Source organism: Lacinutrix sp. C3R15 (genome assembly GCF_018860825.1).
Lineage (GTDB): Bacteria > Bacteroidota > Bacteroidia > Flavobacteriales > Flavobacteriaceae > Oceanihabitans.
Genome location: NZ_JAHKPZ010000012.1, coordinates 462,658 through 486,404 on the forward strand (window position 1 = coordinate 462,658; position 23,747 = coordinate 486,404).

General features: G+C 31.9%; 16 protein-coding genes. 13 read left to right on the top strand and 3 right to left on the bottom strand.

What is annotated here, in order from left to right:
* Positions 1-90 precede the first annotated feature (90 nt).
* Both KO494_RS05045 and KO494_RS05050 read right to left on the bottom strand, forming a co-directional pair.
* Positions 91-552 (bottom strand): hypothetical protein, encoded by a 462-nt coding sequence (locus KO494_RS05045; RefSeq protein ID WP_215966511.1) that lies wholly within the window; start codon positions 550-552, stop codon positions 91-93.
* Positions 543-1,106: a hypothetical protein gene (locus KO494_RS05050; RefSeq protein ID WP_215966512.1), complete on the bottom strand. Its 564-nt coding sequence runs from the start codon at positions 1,104-1,106 to the stop codon at positions 543-545. The genes KO494_RS05045 and KO494_RS05050 overlap by 10 nt, the downstream gene beginning before the upstream one ends.
* Before the next feature lie 338 nt (positions 1,107-1,444).
* Between KO494_RS05050 and KO494_RS05055 the strand changes: the two genes are divergently transcribed.
* From KO494_RS05055 to KO494_RS05105, 11 genes are all read left to right on the top strand, one after another.
* Positions 1,445-3,220, top strand: a complete 1,776-nt coding sequence (locus tag KO494_RS05055; protein WP_215966513.1) for a long-chain fatty acid--CoA ligase — start codon at positions 1,445-1,447, stop codon at positions 3,218-3,220.
* Positions 3,221-3,331: 111 nt separating this feature from the next.
* Positions 3,332-3,781, top strand: coding sequence for a MarR family winged helix-turn-helix transcriptional regulator (locus tag KO494_RS05060; protein WP_215966514.1), 450 nt, complete (start codon positions 3,332-3,334; stop codon positions 3,779-3,781).
* Between the two features lie 7 nt (positions 3,782-3,788).
* On the top strand, positions 3,789-6,197 hold the full coding sequence (locus tag KO494_RS05065; RefSeq protein WP_215966515.1) for a 3-hydroxyacyl-CoA dehydrogenase/enoyl-CoA hydratase family protein: 2,409 nt from the start codon (positions 3,789-3,791) through the stop codon (positions 6,195-6,197).
* A 7-nt stretch (positions 6,198-6,204) separates the two neighbouring features.
* Entirely contained in the window at positions 6,205-7,395 is a 1,191-nt protein-coding gene (locus KO494_RS05070; protein WP_215966516.1) for an acetyl-CoA C-acyltransferase, read from the top strand.
* A gap of 27 nt (positions 7,396-7,422) precedes the next feature.
* Positions 7,423-9,231: an acyl-CoA dehydrogenase family protein gene (locus KO494_RS05075; protein ID WP_215966517.1), complete on the top strand. Its 1,809-nt coding sequence runs from the start codon at positions 7,423-7,425 to the stop codon at positions 9,229-9,231.
* A 347-nt stretch (positions 9,232-9,578) separates the two neighbouring features.
* A complete protein-coding gene (locus KO494_RS05080) occupies positions 9,579-10,673 on the top strand; it encodes an FIST signal transduction protein (protein ID WP_215966518.1) in 1,095 nt (364 codons plus the stop codon).
* Positions 10,674-10,718: 45 nt separating this feature from the next.
* Positions 10,719-11,774, top strand: coding sequence for a sensor histidine kinase (locus KO494_RS05085; protein WP_215966519.1), 1,056 nt, complete (start codon positions 10,719-10,721; stop codon positions 11,772-11,774).
* Positions 11,775-11,847: 73 nt separating this feature from the next.
* Positions 11,848-13,962, top strand: a complete 2,115-nt coding sequence (locus KO494_RS05090) for a tetratricopeptide repeat protein (protein WP_215966520.1) — start codon at positions 11,848-11,850, stop codon at positions 13,960-13,962.
* A gap of 1 nt (position 13,963) precedes the next feature.
* Positions 13,964-16,372, top strand: coding sequence for a tetratricopeptide repeat protein (locus KO494_RS05095; RefSeq protein WP_215966521.1), 2,409 nt, complete (start codon positions 13,964-13,966; stop codon positions 16,370-16,372).
* Positions 16,369-16,743 carry a response regulator gene (locus KO494_RS05100; RefSeq protein ID WP_215966522.1) on the top strand — a complete coding sequence of 125 codons (375 nt, stop codon included), beginning with the start codon at positions 16,369-16,371 and terminating at the stop codon, positions 16,741-16,743. Before KO494_RS05095 ends, KO494_RS05100 begins: the two co-directional genes overlap by 4 nt.
* A complete protein-coding gene (locus tag KO494_RS05105) occupies positions 16,743-17,783 on the top strand; it encodes an adenylate/guanylate cyclase domain-containing response regulator (protein ID WP_215966523.1) in 1,041 nt (346 codons plus the stop codon). The genes KO494_RS05100 and KO494_RS05105 overlap by 1 nt, the downstream gene beginning before the upstream one ends.
* A gap of 154 nt (positions 17,784-17,937) precedes the next feature.
* On the opposite strand, the gene KO494_RS05110 is transcribed toward KO494_RS05105, so the two are convergent.
* Positions 17,938-19,737 carry a glycoside hydrolase family 15 protein gene (locus tag KO494_RS05110; RefSeq protein WP_215966524.1) on the bottom strand — a complete coding sequence of 600 codons (1,800 nt, stop codon included), beginning with the start codon at positions 19,735-19,737 and terminating at the stop codon, positions 17,938-17,940.
* A gap of 83 nt (positions 19,738-19,820) precedes the next feature.
* Between KO494_RS05110 and KO494_RS05115 the strand changes: the two genes are divergently transcribed.
* The gene (locus tag KO494_RS05115; protein WP_215966525.1) at positions 19,821-22,019 is read left to right on the top strand and encodes a bifunctional alpha,alpha-trehalose-phosphate synthase (UDP-forming)/trehalose-phosphatase; all 2,199 of its coding nucleotides are present in this window, start codon (positions 19,821-19,823) and stop codon (positions 22,017-22,019) included.
* 85 nt (positions 22,020-22,104) lie between these two features.
* The gene (locus tag KO494_RS05120; RefSeq protein WP_215966526.1) at positions 22,105-23,745 is read left to right on the top strand and encodes a M1 family metallopeptidase; all 1,641 of its coding nucleotides are present in this window, start codon (positions 22,105-22,107) and stop codon (positions 23,743-23,745) included.
* Positions 23,746-23,747 lie beyond the last annotated feature (2 nt).

A 23,747-nucleotide genomic window follows, 5' to 3' on the forward strand; every position in this document is an offset into this window, starting at 1 on the left:
AAACAAAACACAAAAATCGGTTTAAGAAAAATATCTTAAACCGATTTTTTTATTTATTTAAAAAGGCATGCTACTTCTTAAAACAAAGTATTAATAGTTCTTTTTTTTCTTCATTCTAGATCGCATTTGTTTTCTTAGTTGTAAAAAACCATTACTTAATTTTCCTTTTTTCTTTAAAATAGGAATACTTAAGGTGACCAAAAGAGCAATACAGGCAGCAGAACCTAATCCGCCTCCAAAACCATTAAAATAATTACTGGTATTTAAAAAAATAATGGTAAAAACTACTCCCGAAATTCCTATTAAAAAATAATTAGATAACACTTTATAAGAAACCATACCTACAAACGATGCTCCAAAACAAACTAGTGGTAAGTTTTCTGTTAAATATACAGGCAATAATTTAGGAAACAACAAAACAAATACTCCAACAAAAACTCCTACCATGGCAGATGCTCTAACCGCTCCTTGTTTATAATTTACTTGTAAAACATAAGTAAAAACGGCAGACACACCACCTGCTATCAGTAAAATAAAATGCGCTATATCCATTGTGAAATTAAAAATGTAATAAAAAAAGCTAATGTAACACCTCCAAAAGCTAAAGTACCTAACTTACCTCCTACACCATGAAAAGCATCTTTAGTACCAACCAAAAGTACACCTGTAATACCACTTGCTAAGGTGATAAAAATATAATCTGGAGCAACACTAACATTGGTCATACCAACAAAAGCACCACAATAAACAGCAGTTGGCATACCTTGTAAAAAGGCATTTTTTTTAAAAAAATCTGGAATAAAACTAACACTTAAACCTACTAAACCTGCAGCTAACACACTACTCAAACCAAATGAAACACATAATATATAGGTAATTATAGCTCCAAAAAAAACAAACGCAATAGTTAAAACATGTTCTAAACTATGATCTTTAGCACTTAATGGTGTCTTTTTATAAGTTACAATAAGTAATATTAACCCTAAAATTACAAATGCCGAAACAAATATGTTATTCTGCTTTTCAAACAATATAGCTGCCAAAAATCCTAAATGGCATAATATTATTAAAATAAAAGAAAGCTGTTTAACATGCTTTTTAATCATAATTAATATTTAATAAGCGCCAAAAATACATAATATTGCTGTTTTTACTTTCTATATTAACATCTTTTAATAAAATGATACTAGTTGTTTTTTAGCTATAAAACCTTAAAAACCTCTATTATTATGTTTTTTTAATACAAAAACAGGCTTTTTCACACTTAAATGACTAATGATGAATTTAAGAATTATTCAATTATTACACGCTATTGCTAACAAATCAACATTCCTTTAAGCTATTTTTATTATAACTGTATTTTTTATGATTCCTTTTTAGGTTAGTAATTTGAAAACTATTTTTTAATTTCATACTTTGCAGGTCTTCAAATTTAAAATGACTGATGACAGAAATTACTAGACTTTTTGATTTTCCTTATTACCAACTTGAAAAATATAATTTAGAGGCTGCTTTAGTAACAAAGCAAAATGGTGAGTGGATTAAAACTTCAACCCAAGAATATTTAGATAAAGCAAATGCTGTTAGTAGGGCTTTATTAAAAATGGGGATCAAAAAGGATGATAAAATTGCATTAATTTCTTCAACAAACAGAACAGAATGGAATATCATGGATATTGGTATTCTACAAACTGGAGCACAAAACATTCCTATTTATCCTACTATTTCTGCAGAAGATTATGAATATGTATTAAACCACAGTGAGTCTATTTACTGTTTTGTATCTGATGAAGGCGTATTAGAAAAAGTACGTAAAGTACAGGCTAATACAAAAGTTAAAGAAATATATTCCTTTAATCACATTGAAGGTTGTAAACATTATTCAGAATTATTTGAATTAGGTAAAGACACTAGTAATCAAAATGAAGTACAAGCAAGAAAAGATGCTGTTTTACCAACAGACCTCGCTACTATTATTTACACTTCTGGTACCACAGGAAAACCCAAAGGTGTTATGCTATCGCACAACAACTTAACTAGTAACGCATTAGACTCCTCACACCGTTTACCTTTTTTAGACAATAGTAATGAAAATAGAATTTTAAGTTTTCTTCCTATTTGTCATGTTTTTGAACGTGTACTAATTTATATCTATCAATACGCTGGAGCTTCTATTTATTTTGCTGAAGGAATTGATAAAATTGGTGAAAATGCTAAAGAAATCAAACCACATTTAATGAGCGTGGTTCCTAGACTCTTAGAAAAAGTTTACGATAAAATTATTGACAAAGCCGAAGATTTATCTCCTATAAAAAAAGCCTTATTCTTTTGGGCAGTTAAATTGGGAGAACAATGGGAACCTTATGAAGTTAATGGTGCTTGGTATGCCTTTAAACTTAAAATTGCTAACAAACTTATTTTTAGTAAATGGCGAGAAGCACTTGGAGGCGAATTGCACACTATGGTATCTGGTTCTGCTGCCTTACAAGTTAGACTATCTCGAGTTTTTACTGCTGCTGGAATGCAGGTTATGCAAGGTTACGGACTTACAGAAACGTCTCCTGTTGTTTCAGTAGAAATGTATCGTGATAACCATTTTAGATTAGGAACCGTTGGAAAACCAATTAAAAACGTAGAAGTTAAAATTGCTGAAGATGGTGAAATACTAATAAAAGGACCTAACGTTATGATGGGATACTACAAAGATCCTGAAAAAACTAAAAGCGTTATGTCTGGTGAGTTTTTTCATTCAGGAGATAAAGGAGAAATAGATGCAGACGGTTTCTTAAAAATTACAGGTCGTAAAAAAGAAATGTTTAAAACTTCTGGAGGTAAATATGTTATTCCTACTCTTATAGAAAACGAATTAAAACAATCCCGATTTATAGAACAAGTTATGGTTATTGGTGAAGGCGAAAAAATGCCTGCCGCAATTATACAACCTAACTTTGAGTTTATTAAAGAATGGATTGCTTTCAAAAAGAAAAACATTAGTACTACAAATGATGAAATTGTGGCTTCTGAAATAATAAAAGAGAGAATTCAACAAGAATTAGATGAATGTAATCAACATTTTGGAAAATGGGAACAAATTAAACGTTTTGAACTTACTCCAGAAATATGGTCTATTGAGTCTGGTCACCTTACTCCTACTTTAAAAATGAAACGAAGCGTAATTAAATCAATTCATCAAAATCTTTACGATAAAATTTATAGATAATTAACAAAAAGCTCCTTTAATTAGGAGTTTTGCAATTTATCCCTATTTTTTTCTATATTTATTATGCGTGCATAGTATATTTTTGTATATTTGGGTATCAAAATTTCCTGAATGAAAGATGCAACAATAGATTATATACTAAGAACTACTTGGTTAGCAGTTACCAAAATGTATAATGAAGAAGCTTCAAAATTTGATAGCACTATGGCTACAGGTTTTGCATTGCTTAGTATAGATCCAATAAATGGTACTCCATCTACTTCACTTGGTCCAAAAATGGGAATGGAAGCCACCAGTCTTTCTCGTACTTTAAAAAATATGGAAAAAAGAGGGTTAATTATTAGAAAACCTAACCCTGAAGATGGTCGTGGCGTACTCATTTTTTTAACCGAGTTTGGTATAAAAAAGAGAAACTACTCAAAAGAAAAAGTACTAACCTTTAATGAAGCTATAAAAAACAATGTAACACCAGAAGAATTAGAAAATTTTCAAAAAGTAGCAGAAGTCATCAATAATATGATTTCAAATAAAAAGATTTACAATAAAAAGAACATACTTTAAAATAAATATGAGCAAACGTAGAATTAAAAAAGTAGCAATTATAGGTTCCGGAATTATGGGATCAGGAATTGCCTGTCACTTCGCCAATATTGGTGTAGATGTATTATTATTAGACATTGTTCCTAGAGAACTAAACGACAAAGAAAAGGCTAAAGGCTTAACTTTAGAAGACAAAGTCGTAAGAAACAGATTAGTAAACGATGCTTTAACCGCATCCTTAAAATCTAAACCCTCTCCTATTTATAACCAAGCTTTTGCTAGTCGTATTACTACAGGAAACTTAGAAGATGATATTGCCAAAGTTGCAGATGTAGATTGGATTATGGAAGTTGTAGTAGAAAGATTGGATATTAAACAACAAGTTTTCGAAAAACTAGAAAAATACAGAACTCCAGGAACTTTAATTACCTCGAATACTTCAGGAATTCCTATTAAATTCATGAACGAAGGACGTAGTGAAGATTTCCAAAAACATTTCTGTGGTACGCACTTTTTCAACCCTGCACGTTATTTAAAATTATTCGAAATCATTCCTGGACCAAATACAGATGCTTCTGTACTAGAGTTTTTAAATGAATATGGTGAAAAATTCTTAGGCAAAACTTCGGTTGTTGCTAAAGATACTCCTGCTTTTATTGGAAACAGAGTTGGTATTTTTAGTATACAAAGTTTATTTCACGCAGTTAAAGATTTAGATTTAACTATTGAAGAAGTAGATAAATTATCTGGACCAGTAATTGGTCGTCCTAAATCGGCAACTTTTAGAACTGTTGATGTTGTAGGTTTAGATACTTTAGTTCACGTAGCAAACGGAATTAGAGAAAACTGCCCTAAAGACGAACGTTTAGAGTTATTTGAATTACCAGATTTCATCAATACCATGATGGAAAACAAATGGTTAGGTAGTAAAACAAAACAAGGATTTTATAAAAAGAGTGTTTCAGCAGAAGGAAAAAAAGAAATTTTAGCTTTAGACTTAAATACCCTAGAATATAGACCATCTAAAAAAGCAAAATTTGCGACTTTAGAAATGACTAAAACCATCGACAAAGTTGTAGATCGTTTTAAAGTATTAGTAAAAGGAAAAGATAAAGCTGGTGAATTTTATAGAAAAAGCTTCACAGCATTATTTGCTTACGTATCCAACCGTATTCCAGAAATTTCAGACGATGTTTATAAAATTGACGATGCGATGAAAGCTGGTTTTGGTTGGGAACATGGTCCTTTCCAAATTTGGGATGCTATTGGTGTAGAAAAAGGTATCGAATTAATGAAAGCCGAAGGATTAGAACCTGCTGCTTGGGTTAACGAGATGCTTGCTTCTGGTAGTACTTCCTTTTATACAGTAAAAGAAGGTGCAACGTATTTTTATGATATTCCTTCAAAAAAACAAACAAAAATACCTGGTCAAGATGCATTTATCATCTTAGATAATATAAGAAAAACAAACGAAGTGTTTAAAAACTCTGGTGTTGTTATTGAAGATTTAGGTGACGGAATACTTAATGTAGAATTCCAATCTAAAATGAACACTATTGGTGGTGATGTACTTGCTGGATTAAATAAAGGTATTGATTTAGCAGAAAAAGATTTTGCTGGATTAATAGTTGGTAACCAAGCAGCAAACTTCTCTGTTGGTGCAAACATCGGAATGATTTTCATGATGGCTGCAGAACAAGAGTATGATGAGCTTAACATGGCTATTAAATATTTTCAAGATACTATGATGCGTATGCGTTACTCTTCCATACCAACTATTTCTGCTCCTCACGGAATGGCTTTAGGTGGAGGTTGTGAATTATCCTTACATGCAGACAAAGTAGTTGCAGCAGCAGAAACGTACATGGGACTTGTAGAGTTTGGTGTTGGTGTTATTCCTGGTGGTGGTGGTTCTAAAGAAATGGCTTTAAGAGCACAAGACCTTTTCCATAAAGGTGATGTACAATTAAATGTATTACAAGAACATTTCTTAACTATTGGTATGGCAAAAGTATCTACTTCTGCTTATGAAGCTTTCGACTTAAACCTACTTCAAAAAGGAAAAGATGTTGTAGTTGTAAACAAAGACCGTCAAATAGCAGTTGCAAAACAACACGCTATGCTAATGGCTAATTCTGGTTACACACAACCTGTAAAACGTACAGATGTAAAAGTATTAGGTAAGCAAGCATTAGGTATGTTCTTAGTAGGAACAGATTCTATGCAAGACTCTAATTACATATCAGAGCACGATATGAAAATTGCAAACAAATTAGCTTATGTTATGGCTGGTGGAGATTTATCAGAACCAACTTTAGTTAGCGAGCAGTATTTATTGGATTTAGAGCGAGAAGCATTCTTAAGTTTATGTACAGAACGTAAAACTTTAGAGCGTATTCAACACATGTTAACCAAAGGAAAACCTTTAAGAAACTAAGAAAAAAATGAAAACAGCATATATAGTAAAAGCATACAGAACCGCAGTTGGTAAAGCTCCAAAAGGTGTGTTCCGTTTTAAAAGAACAGATGAATTGGCAGCGGAAACCATCAAACACATGATGAAAGAATTGCCTAATCTAGACCCTAAGCGTATTGACGATGTTATTGTTGGTAACGCAATGCCAGAAGGTTCTCAAGGTTTAAATATGGCTCGTTTAATTTCTTTAATGGGATTAGATATAGTAGATGTTCCTGGAGTAACCGTTAACCGCTTTTGCTCTTCTGGAGTAGAAACGATTGGTATGGCAACGGCAAAAATACAAGCAGGAATGGCAGATTGTATTATTGCTGGAGGAGCAGAAAGCATGAGTAGCGTGCCAATGACTGGTTTTAAACCAGAATTAAACTACAATATTGCAAAAGCAGGTCACGAAGATTATTATTGGGGAATGGGAAATACCGCAGAAGCTGTTGCTAAACAGTTTAACGTTTCTCGTGAAGACCAAGATGAATTTGCATACAATTCACATATGAAAGCGTTAAGAGCGCAAGCTGAAAATCGTTTTCAAGAGCAAATAGTACCTATTGAAGTAGAACAAACATACATTGATGCTAACGGAAAAAAAGCAACAAAATCATATACAGTAACTAAAGATGAAGGTCCTCGTGCTGGAACTAGCAAAGAAGCTTTAGCTAAACTAAGAGCAGTATTTGCTGCAGGAGGAAGCGTTACAGCTGGTAACTCATCGCAAATGAGTGATGGTGCTGCTTTTGTAATGGTTATGAGTGAAGACATGGTAAAAGAATTAGGTTTACAACCAATTGCAAGAATGGTAAACTATGCTGCTGCAGGTGTTGAGCCTCGTATCATGGGAATTGGACCAGTAAAAGCAATACCAAAAGCACTAAAACAAGCAGGATTAAAACAAGACGATTTAAGCTTAATTGAGCTAAATGAAGCATTTGCTTCGCAATCCTTAGCTGTTATTAGAGAATTAAACCTTAATCCAGATATTGTTAACGTAAATGGTGGTGCTATTGCTCTTGGTCATCCTTTAGGATGTACTGGAGCAAAATTATCGGTACAACTTTTTGATGAAATGCGTAAGCGTGACATGAAAGGTAAATATGGAGCAGTTACCATGTGTGTTGGTACAGGCCAAGGTGCTTGTGGAATATTTGAATTTTTAAACTAATTAAAGAACATAATACAAAATAATAAAATGGAAACAACTGAAAAAGATATCCTACGTGGAGGTCAATTCTTAGTAAAAGAAACAAAATGTGAAGACGTGTTTACTCCTGAAGATTTTTCAGAAGAACAAACCATGATGAAAGACGCTGTAATGGAGTTCAACGAACGTGAAATCATTGCACATAAACCTAGATTTGAAGCTAAAGATTATGCATTAACAGAAGAAGTGATGCGTAAAGCTGGTGAATTAGGATTTTTAGGGGTTGCAGTTCCTGAAGCTTATGATGGTTTAGGAATGGGATTTGTTTCTACTGTTTTAACTTGTGATTATATTTCTTCTGGTACTGGTTCTTTCAGTACTGCTTTTGGTGCGCATACAGGTATTGGTACTATGCCAATTACACTTTATGGTACAGAAGAACAAAAAAAGAAATACGTTCCTAAATTAGCTACTGGTGAGTGGTTTGGAGCCTACTGTTTAACAGAACCAGGTGCTGGATCAGATGCTAATTCTGGTAAAACTACTGCAGAACTTTCTGCTGATGGTAAATCTTATAAAATTAACGGACAAAAAATGTGGATCTCTAATGCAGGTTTCTGTAGTTTGATGATTGTTTTTGCTCGTATTGAAAACGATAAAAATATTACAGGTTTTATTGTTGAGTATGATTCTAAAAACCCTAACGGAATTACTTTAGGTGAAGAAGAACACAAATTAGGTATTAGAGCAAGTTCTACGCGTCAAGTATTTTTTAATGACACTGTTGTTCCTGTTGAAAATATGTTAGCTGGTCGTGGTGAAGGTTTTAAAATTGCAATGAATGCACTTAATGTTGGTCGTATTAAACTAGCTGCTGCCTGTTTAGATTCACAACGTAGAATTTTAACCACTGCTGTTACTTATGCTAATGAGCGTAAACAATTTAAAACACCTATTGCAGATTTTGGTGCTATTAAAACAAAATTAGCAGAAATGGCTGCTAGCGCATATGCTGGAGAATCTGCTACTTATAGAGCTGCTAAAAATATTGAAGATAGAATTGCTTTAAGAGTAGCAAGTGGTAACTCTCATCAAGAAGCGGAGCTTAAAGGGGTTGAAGAATATGCTATAGAATGTTCTATCTTAAAAGTTGCTGTGTCTGAAGATGTACAAAACTGTGCTGATGAAGGTATACAAATTTTTGGAGGAATGGGATTCTCTGAAGAAACACCAATGGAAGCCGCTTGGAGAGATGCAAGAATTGCTCGTATTTACGAAGGTACTAACGAAATCAATAGAATGCTAACCGTTGGTATGCTTGTTAAAAAAGCAATGAAAGGTCATGTAGATTTATTAGGTCCTGCACAAAAAGTTCAAGAAGAACTAATGGGTATTCCTTCTTTTGATACGCCTGATTATTCTGAATTATTTTCAGAAGAAAAAGAAATGATCAAGAAATTGAAAAAAGCATTTTTAATGGTTGCTGGTGGTGCTGTTCAAAAATACGGACAAAACCTTGAAGATCACCAACAATTACTAATTGCTGCTGCAGATATTTTAATTGAAATATACATGGCAGAATCTGCAATTTTAAGAACAGAAAAGAATGTAAAACGCACTAGTGAAAAAGAGCAATCTGCTCAAATTGCTATGGCTAAATTATATTTATATCATGCAGTAGATATTGTTGAAGAAAAAGGTAAAGAAAGTATTATTTCTTTTGCTGAAGGTGATGAACAACGCATGATGTTAATGGGGCTTAAGCGTTTTACAAAATATGCAAACTATCCAGACATTGTAGATTTACGTATCGAGATTGCCGAAAAAGTGAAAGCAGAAAATAAATACTGCTTCTAGTACGTTTTAAGTATAATTAGTTAAAGGCCAGTTCATTAATCTGAACTGGCTTTTTTTTTTGCTTTAAAATTATATTAGATTGCTGTTTAGTTTATCAAGTTCAACTTAAATAAAGCCCCTTTACAAAAACCTTTCATGGTAACACCCTTGCATTAATTAAATCCAAATACACTTACTCTCCCCTCTTTTTAAAAACCTCTATAAATAAAGAATATTATATAAAAATAAAAAGTGAATTGTATTTTTTTGAAAATACTTACAAATTTTCACTAAATTTAACAATCACCTCACCCTGAATTGATTAATAGCATTTTAAACCTTAACTAATATGTATTATTCAACTATAGATGAAATCAAAATCAATAAAAGGGCATTCCTCTTCTGAGATAAAAACAGCTTTAACAAATAGTATGTCTGATGGTTTTAAACCAACCTTGGCCATAGTATTTTGTTCTATTAATCAAGACATACAGGCTATTTCAAAAATACTTGACAATGAAAACATAGTCATTTTTGGGAGTTCAACCAATGGTGAATTCATTGATGAGGAAACCGAAAAAGGTTCTGCTGCAATACTCCTTTTAGATTTAAACCCAGATTATTTTCAAATTTATTTTGAAGATTACACCAATAATGACCACAAAAACGTGGCTATGAAAATTGCTAAAAAAGCAAAAGAAAAATTTAAAAACCCAGCTTTTCTTGTTTGTAATAGTAATCCTGAAACCGATGGTGAAGCAATTTTAAAAGGTTTAGAAGATGGCATTGGCAACCATATAAACGCTTTTGGTGGCGGAGCTGGTGATGATTATGCTTTTACAGAAACCTTTGTTTTTACCAATAAAACCATAAGTAACAATGGTATAGCAGGTATAGCTTTAAATGAAGAAAAAGTAACACTAAAAGGCATTGCAACATGCGGATGGAAAGCTGTTGGAACAGAAAAAACCATAACCAAAAGTAAAGGCAATCATATTTATACTATAGATAATATTCCTGCATTAGATATAACCGTAAAGTATGGAGGACTTCAAAATATTTCACCAGATAATAAAGATGTCTTATTAGAACTCGCAGCAAATTTTCCGTTACAACTACAAAGAAGCAAAGGAGATCCAGTGATGCGTACTGCAATGTTAGCTAATCGTGAAGACCGTTCTCTTATTTGTGCTGGAAACGTACCACAAGGATCTAAAATTAAATTTTCATTACCACCAGACTTTGATGCCATTGAAACTGTAGTTGAAGAATGTAATCCATTAAAAGTAGAACAACAACAAAATGCCGATGCACTAATCATGTTTTCATGCATTAGCAGACATTTATCCTTTGGCATCTTGATGGATGAAGAAATTAGTCAGGTACAAGACGTTTGGAAAGCTCCAATGGTAGGTTTTTTTACCTATGGGGAATTCGGAAAATCAAAAACAGGAAAAACATGAGTTTCATAATAACACCTGCTGTATTGTGGCTTTAAAAGAAAAATAATGAATCAACACCTACAACATATTCAAGAATTTATTGAAAGTGCAAACCATCTTTCAGAAGCGGAAAAAACAGCTGTATTAAAATCTATAAAAAGTGCTGATAAAGATTTACTCATTTCAGATTTTAAACTAGAACGTACAGAAAAAGTAAAACGTACAACAGCTATCTTATTAGAGGAAACGATTGAAGAACTAGAACACAAACAAAAAGCTATTGAAGATTCTAATACGGCATTACAAAAATCTTTACAAGAATTAAAAGCCACGCAATCGCAATTAATTCAATCGGAAAAAATGGCAAGTTTAGGGGAACTCACTGCTGGTATTGCACACGAAATTCAAAACCCGCTAAACTTTGTCAATAATTTTTCTGAAGTCAGTAAAGAACTTTTAGATGAAATGTTGGAAGAACTAGAAAATGGAGATATGGATGAAGTGAAAGCCATTATGACCGACGTTATTCAGAATCTTGAAAAAATAAACCATCATGGTAAACGTGCCGATGGTATTGTAAAAGGAATGTTGCAGCATAGTAGAGCTAGTGATAACAAAAAAGAACCAACAGATATTAATGCCTTAGCTGATGAATATTTGAAGTTAGCTTATCATGGTTTACGTGCCAAAGACAAATCGTTTAATGCACAATTAAAAACCGATTATGATGACACTATTAAAACAATTGAAGTTATTCCTCAAGATATTGGTCGTGTAATACTTAACCTTTTCACAAATGCTTTTTATGCAGTTGACGAGAAGAAAAAAATTTCGGATTTAAAAGAATACAAACCTACAGTAACCGTAAAAAGTAAAAAAACAAAAGATAAAGTTGTGATAATGGTAAAGGATAACGGAAATGGTATACCACAACCTATTATAGATAAGATTTTTCAGCCATTTTTTACTACCAAACCTACAGGAAAAGGTACAGGTTTGGGCTTATCTATGAGTTACGATATTATTAAAGAACATGATGGAGAATTAAAAGTAGAAACTAAAGAAGGAGAAGGTACAACTTTTACTATTCTACTACCAATAACAAAAAATAAGCTAGCATAATAAAATGATAAAGAAACAATACCATATTAAATTAATTTATACTTGCAGCTTACAAAACTACTGTTGCCTGATAATGTTATTGTTTCTAGGTTTTAATAGCTTTTCACAAACTAGTATAACAGAAAACAAAATACACACTAAGGATTTGGTTGCTTCCATTTCAAAACAACTACAATTACCTATAACCGACTCTATAGCATTTACTAAAAATATGTTTAAGGCTGTACTACTTTCAAAACAAGCTAATGACAAAACAAAACTAATAAAATCCTATCATAATCTTGCCAAATGGCATGAAGGCAATACCACTTTAGATTCTACTATATATTATTTAGAACACGCAGAAAAAGTTTCTAAAGACTCCAAACTATCTATTCTTGAAGCAGAAACCTATTTAAAAAAAGAAAACGCTTACAAACAAAGAGGAGACTATGACAAAGCCATGACTGAAGATTTTAAAGCCATTGAATTATTCGAAAAAATGAATAACCAACATGGTATAGCTAAAAGCTACACAAGGTTATGCGACCTTTTGTACTACCAAGAGAAATACCTGGAAGGAGCTGAATATTGTCAAAAAGCCATAGATATACAAAAGGAACTTAATACGCCTATTGAATTAGCTAAAAGCTATAGATATAAAGCAGATAATCTTTTAATTCTAGAGAGATATGATGAAGCCTTAAGTACCATAAATAAAGCAATAACCATATTAAGCAAAACAGATAATAACACACCTGATTTAGGCAGAAATTATAATACACGAGGAAATATATACAAATTTATGCAACGTTATGACGATGCTATTGCTGAATATAAAAAATGCTATAAAATAGCTAAAGACCATAATATTATAAGAGGGATAATACCTGCTTTAGGAAATATTGGCCATGTTTATAGACTGCAGGAAAAACATAAAGAAGCATTAGCTTATACATTAGAAGCTATTGATTTGATGAAAAAAAGTGGAAACACTCAAAACCTCAGAGAAAATTATATGCATGCTTCTGATTCTTATGAAGCATTAGAAGAATATAAAAAAGCATTAGAGTACAATCACCTTTATTCTGACGCTAGATTTCAAGAGTTACAACAAATTATAAAACAGTTAGAATCTGAACTTCAAATAAAATACGAATCTGCTAAAAAAGATGAAACCATTGAAGAACAAGATGCAACTATAAATCGCCAGCAAAAAATTCAACTATTGTACATAGGTATTGCGCTATTATTAGGTGTAATTCTTTTTGGTATGTTTTTTACCATGAGAAATATTAGAAAGAAACGAAAAGCTCTCGCAAGCCTAAACAGCGAATTAGCTAAAAATCAAGAAGCATTAGAAAATTCTAATACCAAATTAAAACAGTCTTTAGAAGATTTAAAAGCCACACAAGCACAACTTATCCAGTCAGAAAAAATGGCATCTTTAGGAGAATTAACAGCTGGTATTGCTCATGAAATTCAAAACCCGTTAAACTTTGTCAATAATTTTTCGGAAGTAAATTCAGAATTAATTGATGAAATGCAAGAAGAGTTAGATAAAGGTGACATAGAAGAAGTTAAAGCTATTTCAAACGATATTAAGCTAAACCTTGAAAAAATAAATCATCATGGCAAACGTGCAGATGGTATTGTAAAAGGAATGTTACTACATAGCAGAAATAACTCTGGTGAAAAAGAACAAGTAGACCTTAATAAACTTGCAGATGAATACTTAAGATTAGCCTATCATGGTTTGCGAGCAAAAGACAAAAGTTTTAATGCAACATTAAATACTGATTTTGATCCTAATCTTGGCAAAATAACCGTTGTTAGTCAAGATATTGGTAGAGTTATTCTCAATTTATTTACCAATGCCTTTTATGCTGTAAACGAAAAACAATTAAAAACCACATCGCAAGATAACTACAAACCAACGGTTTCTGTTGCCACGCTAAGAAATAAGGATACTATAATAATTACTATAAAAGATAATGGTGATGGTATTCCAAAAAATATTATAGACAAAATATTCCAACCTTTTTTCACTACAAAACCAACAGGAAAAGGTACAGGATTAGGATTGAGCATGAGTTACGATATCGTTACCAAAGGGCATGGTGGAGAATTGAAGATGGAAACAAAACAAGGCATTGGTACAACATTTAGTATTGTATTACCAATACCAAATAGTAAAAAAACAGATTGATATGATAAAAAAAAGGATACTATTTATTTTTGTTTTTGTTTTAACTGTCTGTGGTTATGCACAAGAGTTGAATAGTACAACTACGCAAAATATTGAAATATTACAACAGCAATTAAAAAATGCAAAACAAGACACAGTTAAAATAAGAATACTAAACAACCTATCCTCTGCTTATGCTTTAAAATCTAAATATGAAGACGCCGAAGAGACTTCAAAAAAAGCGTTACTTCTTGCTAATAAACTACTAAGTAATCCTGAAATAAAAAATAACACGGCCTTTATCTTTAAATGCAAAACGCTTAAGGCTAAAGCTCTAAATAATTTTGGTGCTGCCACATTTTTTAAAAAGTCTAATGCCGCTTTAGACTCACTTCAAACGGCTTTAAAAATATATAAAGAAATTAATAACAAAGCAGGAGTTGCTAATACTTTTTCAATAATTGCAGAGGTATATTCTACAAAAGGAGATCTAGTTAAATCTTTAAATAATTATAAAAAAAGTATTGCCCTTCTTGAAGAAATTAATGATGAATCACAATTGGGTATGATTTTGTATAACAAAGGACTCATTCATAGATACATGCTTAACTATGGAGACGCTATGGAAAGCAATATTAAGGCCCTTCAATTAGGCAAAAAACTAAAGGACACTACCCTAATTACACAAACACTGCTTGGTAATGGTTTTAATTATATGTTGGTAGGTCAGTTTGAAGAAGCCATAGAGAACCAAGAAAAAGCCTTAAAGATATTTGTACAACAAAAAGACTCTATAGGCATAGCAACAACATATAATGATATGGGAGTTACAGATCTGTTTGCAAACAAACTAGACGATGCCTTAATAAACCATACTTTAGCATTAGACATACGTAAAAAAATAGGGGACGCAACAGATATCTGCATTTCGTACACCTATATATCAAACACTTTAGAAAAACTAGGCAATTATCCTGAGGCACTACAAAATAGTAAAGAAGCATTAAAATATGCAAAATTAAATAACGACGTTCGTTATATGCACGGCGTTTATAGAGACATTGGTTATATAAATATAAAATTAAATGATTTTGAAAACGCACTCAAAAACTTTAATTTGGCATTAGAACTTGGTAAAAAAATAGAGAATAAAAATTATCAGGCAATTTCTTATTTAGGTTTAGGTAAGGTTTTACTTAAAAAAGGAAAAACCAAGGAGGGCATTCTTCAATTAAACAAAGCTATAGCTGTTACAGACTCCACCGATTATCAAACACTAAATAAAGCATATGAAGAATTAACACAAGCTTATGCTAAAATAAACGACTACAAAAACGCATATAACAGTCAATTAAAATTTGAATTAATAAAAGACGCTGTTCATACTGCAGAAAAAACCGAAAAAATAACGAACCTTACCCAAAGTCTAATTTTTGAAAACAAACGCGCACTACAAAAAGCAAGTCAAGACAAACAACTCTCCCTTCAAAAAGCAGAAATAAAAAGACAGAAACTTGTTAGAAATATTACAGTTGGTGTTTTAGTATTGACTGTTGTTTTTGCTTTTATGTTTTTCTTAAGGTTTACCGAAAAAAGAAAACTAAATATCGCGCTTCAAACTTCTATAGACGAATTAAAGACTACACAAAAGCAGTTAATTCAGTCTGAAAAAATGGCATCCTTAGGAGAACTTACAGCTGGTATTGCACACGAGATACAAAATCCACTAAACTTTGTAAATAATTTTTCTGAAGTAAGTACAGAGTTAATTGAAGAAATGCATCAAGAATTAGATAAAGGTGATTTAGAAGAAGTAAAAGCCATTTCTAACGATATAAAACTAAATCTTGAAAAAATAAATCATCATGGCAAACGCGCAGATGATATTGTAAAAGGAATGTTGCAACATAGTAGAAACAATTCTGGTGAAAAAGAACAAGTAGACCTTAATAAACTTACAGATGAATACTTAAGACTAGCATATCATGGGTTACGAGCAAAAGACAAAAGTTTCAATGCTATATTACAAACCGATTTTGATCCTAATCTTGGTAAAATAACTGTGGTAAGTCAAGAAATTGGAAGAGTAATACTTAATCTTTTTACCAATGCATTTTATGCTGTAAATGAAAAGAAAACACATTCAGCATCAAAAAACTACAAACCAACTGTTTCGGTAAAAACACTTAGAACCAACGAAAGTTTGAAAATTATAATTAAAGACAACGGAAATGGTATTCCAAACAATATTCTAGATAAAATATTTCAGCCCTTTTTTACTACAAAACCCACAGGAAAAGGCACTGGTTTAGGCTTATCTATGAGCTATGACATTGTTAAATCTCATGGTGGAACTATAGAAATTAAAACGGAAAATGGATCTTATACAGAATTCACAATACTATTACCAATTAAAACCAAAAAAGCATGAAAATATTAGTTGTAGATGATGAAAGAGATGTTCAAATTCTTTTTCAACAGCGTTTTAGAAAAGAAATTAGAAAAAAAGAACTCCAATTTGTGTTTGCTTTTTCTGGCGAAGAAGCACTAGAAGCACTCCGTAATTTAGATCATGAAGCAGTTTTAATACTTTCAGATATCAACATGCCAGGAATGAGTGGGCTTCAACTTTTAGAAATAATAAAGAAAGATTTTGTTGCTCCACCTCCTATTGTAATGATGGTGACAGCTTATGGCGATGATGAAAACTACAACACAGCGATGCAATTGGGTGCTGATGATTTTTTAACAAAACCAGTAGATTTTAAATTATTAAAAGAAAAATTAATACAACAAACATAATGGCAAAGATATTAGTAGTAGATGACGAAACAGATTTAGAAGTACTTATAAAACAGAAATTTAGAAAAGAAATAAGAGCGCAAGAATATGAGTTTTTATTTGCAATAAATGGTATAGATGCCTTAGATAAGATCACTAAAAACCCAGAAGTTGATATTGTTTTAAGTGATATAAACATGCCTGAAATGGATGGTCTAACCTTGCTAGCAGAACTTAGTCAGTCTAGTCCGTTAATAAAATCGGTAATCGTTTCTGCCTATGGCGATATGGATAATATAAGAACTGCAATGAATCGTGGTGCTTTCGATTTTATTACCAAACCCATTAATTTTGAAGATTTAACCATTACCATGAAAAAAACTTTAAAACATGCAAAACACGTAAAAGACACCCTTAAAGCCATAAAAGAAAACAACATACTAAAAATGTATGTAGATGAAAACGTTCTCAACTTTATGGGTAATAAAGAATATGAAACAACCATAATGTCTAACGAGACCATTGAAGGCACAGTAATGTTTATTGATATTTGCGGTTTCACAGCCATTAGTGAAACCACATCTGCAGATAATGTTGTAAAAATGATTAATGCTTATTTTGATGAAATGGTTAAAGAAATTATAGAACAAGAAGGCTATATAGATAAGTTTATTGGTGATGCAATTATGGCTGTTTTTAGAGGAGATTATCATTTAGACAGAGCCATTGATGCTGCATTAGCCGTTTGTAATAAAATAAACGCACTTACAGAAATTGGTGCAGATGTTGGCTATACTCCAAAGGTTTCCATTGGCATTAAAAGTGGAGAAATGGTTTCTGGTAATATTGGCTCTGTAAGTTTAAAACGTTTAGACTATACTGTTATTGGAGACACTGTAAATACTGCAGCACGTTTACAAGATGTTGCCAAAGAAAATCAAATTATCATTTCAGAAAACTGTTATGAAAAAGTAAAGGAATCATTTAAATGCGAAAAAGTAGGTAGTATAAATTTAAAAAATAAGGCCGATTTACTTACCATTTATAAAGTAATAGAATAATTAAACGGTGTTGACATAGTAGATTTACGTATCGAAATTACCAAAATGATAAAAGCTAAAAATGAATACTTTTTTTAAATACTTCTGTTTATTAAAAAAACCACTTCAAAGTTGAAGTGGTGTTTATATAGCTATATTTTAAATACTAAATAAATTAGCTTATTGTACCTTTTACTCTCTCTTCTGCTGTGACATTAGATAAATTAATAGCCGTTTCAATTAATGCTAAATGCGAATACGCTTGCGGAAAATTACCTAACAAACGTTTGGTCTTAAAATCAATATCTTCACTAAACAAACCTAAATGATTGCTATAAGACAATAATTTTTCAAATTGCTCTGTTGCTTTTTGTTCTTCGCCTATTTTATACAAACTATTAATAAACCAGAAAGTACAAATAGTAAAAGAGGATGAAGGCAAACCAAAATCATCCTGATTTTTATAGCGATACAATAAACCTTCATAACATAGGTTTTTTTCAATAGCTTTAACCGTACTTACAAACTTTGGATGTTTGGCTTCAATAAAACCATAAGATTCCATGAGTAAAACAGAAGCATCTAGATCTTCAGAATTATATGCTTGTGTAAATGCTTGTGCTTTATCATTCCATGCATTATCCATAATATCTTTTCGTATCTCTTCTTCTAAGGCTTCCCATTTTGGTAATTTTGATTTCTTTCCTAAAAGTTTAGACACTTTAATGGCCTTATCTACTGCTGTCCAACAAAGCACTTTAGAAAATGTAAAATGCTGATCTCCTTCTCTAAACTCCCAAATACCTTTATCTGGTTCTTGCCAATGCTTACTAACCACCCAAACAATACCTTTAGTCATGGTCCATAGCTCTTCTCCATTATCAATATCATTACTAAAATTGAGTAGTAATTGATGAATAACATCCATTAAAATTCCATAAATATCATTCTGTTTTTGCATATACGCAGCATTTCCTACTCTAACAGGGCTGGAGTCTTTATAGCCAGAAAGGTGATCTAAAGATTCTTCGGTAAGTTTTTTTTCACCACTAATGCCATACATAATTTGTAACTTCTCATCTTTGTCTGGCATAAGATCAATAATAAACCTTAGATAACGTCGTGCTATATTTTTATGCCCTAGTTGTGACATTACTTTAATTACCATTGAGGCATCTCGAATCCAACAAAAACGATAATCCCAATTTCTAACCTCACCAATAGTTTCTGGCAAAGAGGTAGTTGCTGCGGCTAAAACTGCACCAGTTTTATCATAACTCAATAACTTTAAAGTCATTGCGCTACGCGATATTTGTGCATTGAACTTTTTATATGTTGGTGTGCGTTCTAACCAATTTAACCAATATACTTTGGTGCGTTCATACTCTAAACTTGCATATTTTAAGTGCGGTACAAATAGTTTCTCATTATAACCTACCAAGAAAAAATGATCAGAATCTATGCTAATCGTTTCCCCATTTAATACCGCATTTTTATCTAAATCGGTATACATAAATAAGGTATCATAGGTGTCTTCATTATTCAAACTCACAATAAAATCGTCTTTTACATAAGTAGAGGTAACCCCTTTTGCATATTCTAACTTAGGATCATAAGCAACCTGTAACTCTGGTTTTCCTGAAATATATTTTATATATCTAATAAATTCTGGAGGCGAATGGTAACTTCCGTTTGGTTTATGATATCTTGGCATAAAGTCAATAACTTCAAAAACATCATTGCCTTTAGTAAAACGTGTAACTAAAATAGCTGTATTTTCTTGATAAAATTGTTCTGTGCTATAACCTTCATTAACCTGAAAGCCAAAACTCCCGCCAATGTTGTCATCTAGTAACTTTGCAAACACCGATGCAGAATCAAATTTTGGCAAACAACACCAATCAATAGATGCATCTTTGGACACTAAAGCAGCACTTCTACAATTTCCTATAATTCCGTAATCTAAATTATTCATTAATTTTTCTGTTTAAAATGATGGGTATAACTTGCAATTTCTTTAAATTAACGAAAATCTATAAAACCATCCAAAATATTAGTATGAATAAAACAATAATAGTTTCTAACAGATTACCTCTTCAAATTTCAATAGAACAAGATACCCTTAATGTAACAGCTAGTGTTGGCGGACTTGCAACAGGTATGAAATCGGTTCATGCTGATGGAAATGGTGTATGGGTTGGCTGGACTGGTATTACCGATGAAGAGCTAGATGATTCTTTAAAAAAAGAAGTAAACGCTAAAGTTGAAAAAGCAAAATGTAAAGCTGTAGGGCTTACGGAAGAAGATATTAATGATTATTATTTAGGATTTAGTAACCGTACCCTGTGGCCTCTATTTCATTATTTTTTAGAATATACAGAATTTGAAAACATACAATGGGAAGCATACAAACGTGTAAACGAAAAATTTGCTCAAGTTGTTTTAGACACGATTGAAGATGGAGATACCGTTTGGGTACACGATTACCAATTATTGCTTTTACCACAACTTATAAAAGAAGTAAAACCAGAAGTTACTATAGGTTTCTTTTTGCATATTCCGTTTCCTTCTTATGAAATATTTAGAACTTTCCCTTGGCGTAAAGAACTACTTACAGGAATGCTAGGTGCTGACCTAATTGGTTTTCATACCTATGATTACGAACGTCATTTTTTAAGCTCTGTAAAAAGAATTTTGCGCTTAGATGTGAATTTTAATGAAATTACCTACCATGACAGAATTGTTAAAGTAGATTCTTTTCCTATGGGAATTGATTATAAGAAATTTCATGAAGCTGCTCTTGCACATAACAATCCTGACACAAAAATATCAGAACTTCAAAACCGTTTAGACACCCATTTAAATGAAGGAGATGATAAAAAATTCATCCTTTCTATAGATCGATTAGATTATACAAAGGGAATTCCTAACAGATTAAAAGCCTTCGAGTATTTTTTAAATACCTATCCGCAATACAAAGAGAAAGTACGACTAATCATGTTAGCGGTTCCTTCGCGATCAGACGTTCCACAATACCAAAGATTAAAACGAGAAACAGACGAGTTAGTAGGACGAATAAATGGCGAATTCTCTACGGTTAGCTGGACACCAATTTGGTATTTTTATAGGTCCTTGCCTTTTGAAAACTTAATTGACCTATATACTTCTTCTGATGTGGCACTAATTACACCGGTTAGAGATGGTATGAATTTAGTTGCTAAAGAATACGTAGCTACACGTACCAATTTAGATGGCGTTCTTATTTTAAGTGAAATGGCAGGTGCCGCTAAAGAAATGAACGAAGCTATCTTAATAAACCCTAATAGTTTTGAAGATTTTGCTACCGCTTTAGATACAGCATTAACCATGCCTTTAGAAGAACAAAATAATAGAATGAAAATTTTACAAAAACGTTTAAAGCGCTATGATGTAGAAAAATGGGCAAAAGAATTCTTGGAAACTTTAGAAGCTACCAACCAATTACAAGAAATTGTAGTATCTAAAAAATTAAATACCAAAGAAGAAAATATTATTATTGAAAAATTTAAAAAGGCAAAAAACAGATTAATTCTGTTAGATTATGATGGCACTTTAGTTGGCTTTAAAGACAACCCGCAAGATGCAAAACCAGATGCAGAACTTTTTAAACTTTTAGATGCCTTTGAAAACCAACAAAACACCAAACTATGTCTTATTAGCGGAAGAGATAAAGCTACTTTTGAAAAATGGTATAACAATAAAGATTATGATTTAATTACAGATCATGGTGTTTGGATTAGAGAAGATAAAAAATGGACCCCTTTAGAAATTTTAAAAACCGAATGGATGTCTAATATTAAACCAATTCTGGAAACTTTTGTAGATAGAACACCTGGCACATTTATTGAAGAAAAAGAATATTCACTGGCTTGGCATTACAGAACTGCAGATCCTGAATTGGCACAAATACGTACTATGGAACTAAATACCGTATTAACAAGTATGGTTACTAATAATGAGTTATCTGTTTTACAAGGCAATAAAGTAATAGAAATAAAAAGTAGTAATGTAAATAAAGGAAGAGCTACAAGCCAACTTTTAATGAAAGAAGACTATGATTTTGTTTTAATAATGGGTGATGACTGGACCGATGAATACATGTTTGAGGTAGCGCCAGATTTTGCTACAACCATTAAAATTGGTTATGTAAAAACAAAAGCTAAATATCAAATTAAAGACCCTAGTAAAGTTCGAGAATTATTAAAAGAACTCGTTTAAAACCCGTTTTTTATTACCATTTTTTTAACAATAACACTTTTAACCACTCTCTTATATTTTTGTATGTTTGAGTAAATTTATAGCAATGAAATCACCTTTATTTTACCTAGTTGTTTTTTTAATATTCCCTTTAACTTATAGCAATGCGCAGTTATTACAAGAAAAAAACAATTTTACAAAACAAGACACTTTAAGAGGAAGCATCACTCCAGAACGCGAATGGTGGGATTTAACCTATTACCATTTAGATATAAAAGTAAATCCAAACGAAAAAACAATTGGCGGAAAAAACACCATTAAGTATAAAGTTTTAAAAGAAAACAACGTATTACAAGTAGATTTACAAACACCTTTACAAATCACTAAAGTAACCCAAGACAATACAGAACTAGAAGTAGAACATGTTGGAAATGCACATTTTGTGACTTTAAAAAAAACACAAAATATTGGCGATGTAAATAGTATAGAAGTGTTTTATCAAGGTACTCCAAAAGAAGCAATTCGCGCTCCTTGGGATGGAGGTTTTTCATGGAAAAAAGATAACAACGGAAATCATTTTATAGCTACATCTTGTCAAGGCTTAGGAGCAAGTGTATGGTGGCCAAACAAAGACCATATGTATGACGAAGTAGATAGTATGGATATTAGCGTAACCATACCTAAAGGTTTAATGAATGTTTCTAACGGAAGACTTCAAAGCATTGTTGACAATAAAGATGAAACCATTACTACCAATTGGCATGTTGCAAACCCTATTAATAATTACGGAGTAAATGTAAACATAGGAGATTACGTAAATTTTTCGGAAGTATACAAAGGAGAAAATGGCGATTTAGACATGAATTATTATGTACTACGTGATAATTTAGAAAAAGCAAAAGTACATTTTAAAGATGCGCCAAAAATGATGAAAGCTTTTGAGCATTGGTTTGGGCCTTATCCTTTTTATGAAGACAGTTTTAAATTGGTTGAAGTACCTTATTTAGGTATGGAACACCAAAGTTCTGTAACCTACGGAAACCAATATATGAAAGGCTATTTGGGTAAAGATACCTCTGGAACAGGAGAAGGTTTAAAGTTCGATTTTATTATCATTCACGAAGCTGGACATGAATGGTTTGCAAACAACATTACTAATGTAGACATTGCAGATATGTGGATACATGAAAGCTTTACAAACTACTCTGAAAATCTATTTTTAGACTATTATTATGGTAAAGAATCTTCAGCAAAATATGTTATTGGTACCCGTTCTGGTATTAGAAATGACAAACCTATTATTGGTCAATATAACGTAAACAATGAAGGTTCTGGAGATATGTATAATAAAGGTGGAAATATGCTACATACCTTGCGTCAACTTATTGAAGATGATGAAAAATGGCGACAAATACTACGTGGTTTAAACAAAACGTTTTATCACCAAACCGTTACTACACAACAAATTGAAAACTACTTGAGTGAACAATCAGGAATAGATTTAACTGCGTTTTTTAATCAATATTTAAGAGATATTAGAATTCCTACTCTAGAATATAAAATTAAAAACAACCAGCTAAAATATAGATGGACTAACATTGTAGATGGTTTTGATATGCCAATTCAAGTTACCATAGATAATAAAGAACAGTGGATTTTCCCGAATAGCGAATGGAAAACCTTAGCTATAAAAAACAATACCATTTTAATTGATGAAGATTTTTATGTAAAATCCATTAAGCGCTAATA

What these genes read in the sequence shown, in the direction of transcription:
- KO494_RS05045 (WP_215966511.1), bottom strand. Translation starts at nt 552, where the DNA reads ATGGATATAGCGCATTTTATTTTACTGATAGCAGGTGGTGTGTCTGCC.
- KO494_RS05050 (WP_215966512.1), bottom strand. Translation starts at nt 1,106, where the DNA reads ATGATTAAAAAGCATGTTAAACAGCTTTCTTTTATTTTAATAATATTA.
- KO494_RS05055 (WP_215966513.1), top strand. Translation starts at nt 1,445, where the DNA reads ATGACAGAAATTACTAGACTTTTTGATTTTCCTTATTACCAACTTGAA.
- KO494_RS05060 (WP_215966514.1), top strand. Translation starts at nt 3,332, where the DNA reads ATGAAAGATGCAACAATAGATTATATACTAAGAACTACTTGGTTAGCA.
- KO494_RS05065 (WP_215966515.1), top strand. Translation starts at nt 3,789, where the DNA reads ATGAGCAAACGTAGAATTAAAAAAGTAGCAATTATAGGTTCCGGAATT.
- KO494_RS05070 (WP_215966516.1), top strand. Translation starts at nt 6,205, where the DNA reads ATGAAAACAGCATATATAGTAAAAGCATACAGAACCGCAGTTGGTAAA.
- KO494_RS05075 (WP_215966517.1), top strand. Translation starts at nt 7,423, where the DNA reads ATGGAAACAACTGAAAAAGATATCCTACGTGGAGGTCAATTCTTAGTA.
- KO494_RS05080 (WP_215966518.1), top strand. Translation starts at nt 9,579, where the DNA reads ATGAAATCAAAATCAATAAAAGGGCATTCCTCTTCTGAGATAAAAACA.
- KO494_RS05085 (WP_215966519.1), top strand. Translation starts at nt 10,719, where the DNA reads ATGAATCAACACCTACAACATATTCAAGAATTTATTGAAAGTGCAAAC.
- KO494_RS05090 (WP_215966520.1), top strand. Translation starts at nt 11,848, where the DNA reads ATGTTATTGTTTCTAGGTTTTAATAGCTTTTCACAAACTAGTATAACA.
- KO494_RS05095 (WP_215966521.1), top strand. Translation starts at nt 13,964, where the DNA reads ATGATAAAAAAAAGGATACTATTTATTTTTGTTTTTGTTTTAACTGTC.
- KO494_RS05100 (WP_215966522.1), top strand. Translation starts at nt 16,369, where the DNA reads ATGAAAATATTAGTTGTAGATGATGAAAGAGATGTTCAAATTCTTTTT.
- KO494_RS05105 (WP_215966523.1), top strand. Translation starts at nt 16,743, where the DNA reads ATGGCAAAGATATTAGTAGTAGATGACGAAACAGATTTAGAAGTACTT.
- KO494_RS05110 (WP_215966524.1), bottom strand. Translation starts at nt 19,737, where the DNA reads ATGAATAATTTAGATTACGGAATTATAGGAAATTGTAGAAGTGCTGCT.
- KO494_RS05115 (WP_215966525.1), top strand. Translation starts at nt 19,821, where the DNA reads ATGAATAAAACAATAATAGTTTCTAACAGATTACCTCTTCAAATTTCA.
- KO494_RS05120 (WP_215966526.1), top strand. Translation starts at nt 22,105, where the DNA reads ATGAAATCACCTTTATTTTACCTAGTTGTTTTTTTAATATTCCCTTTA.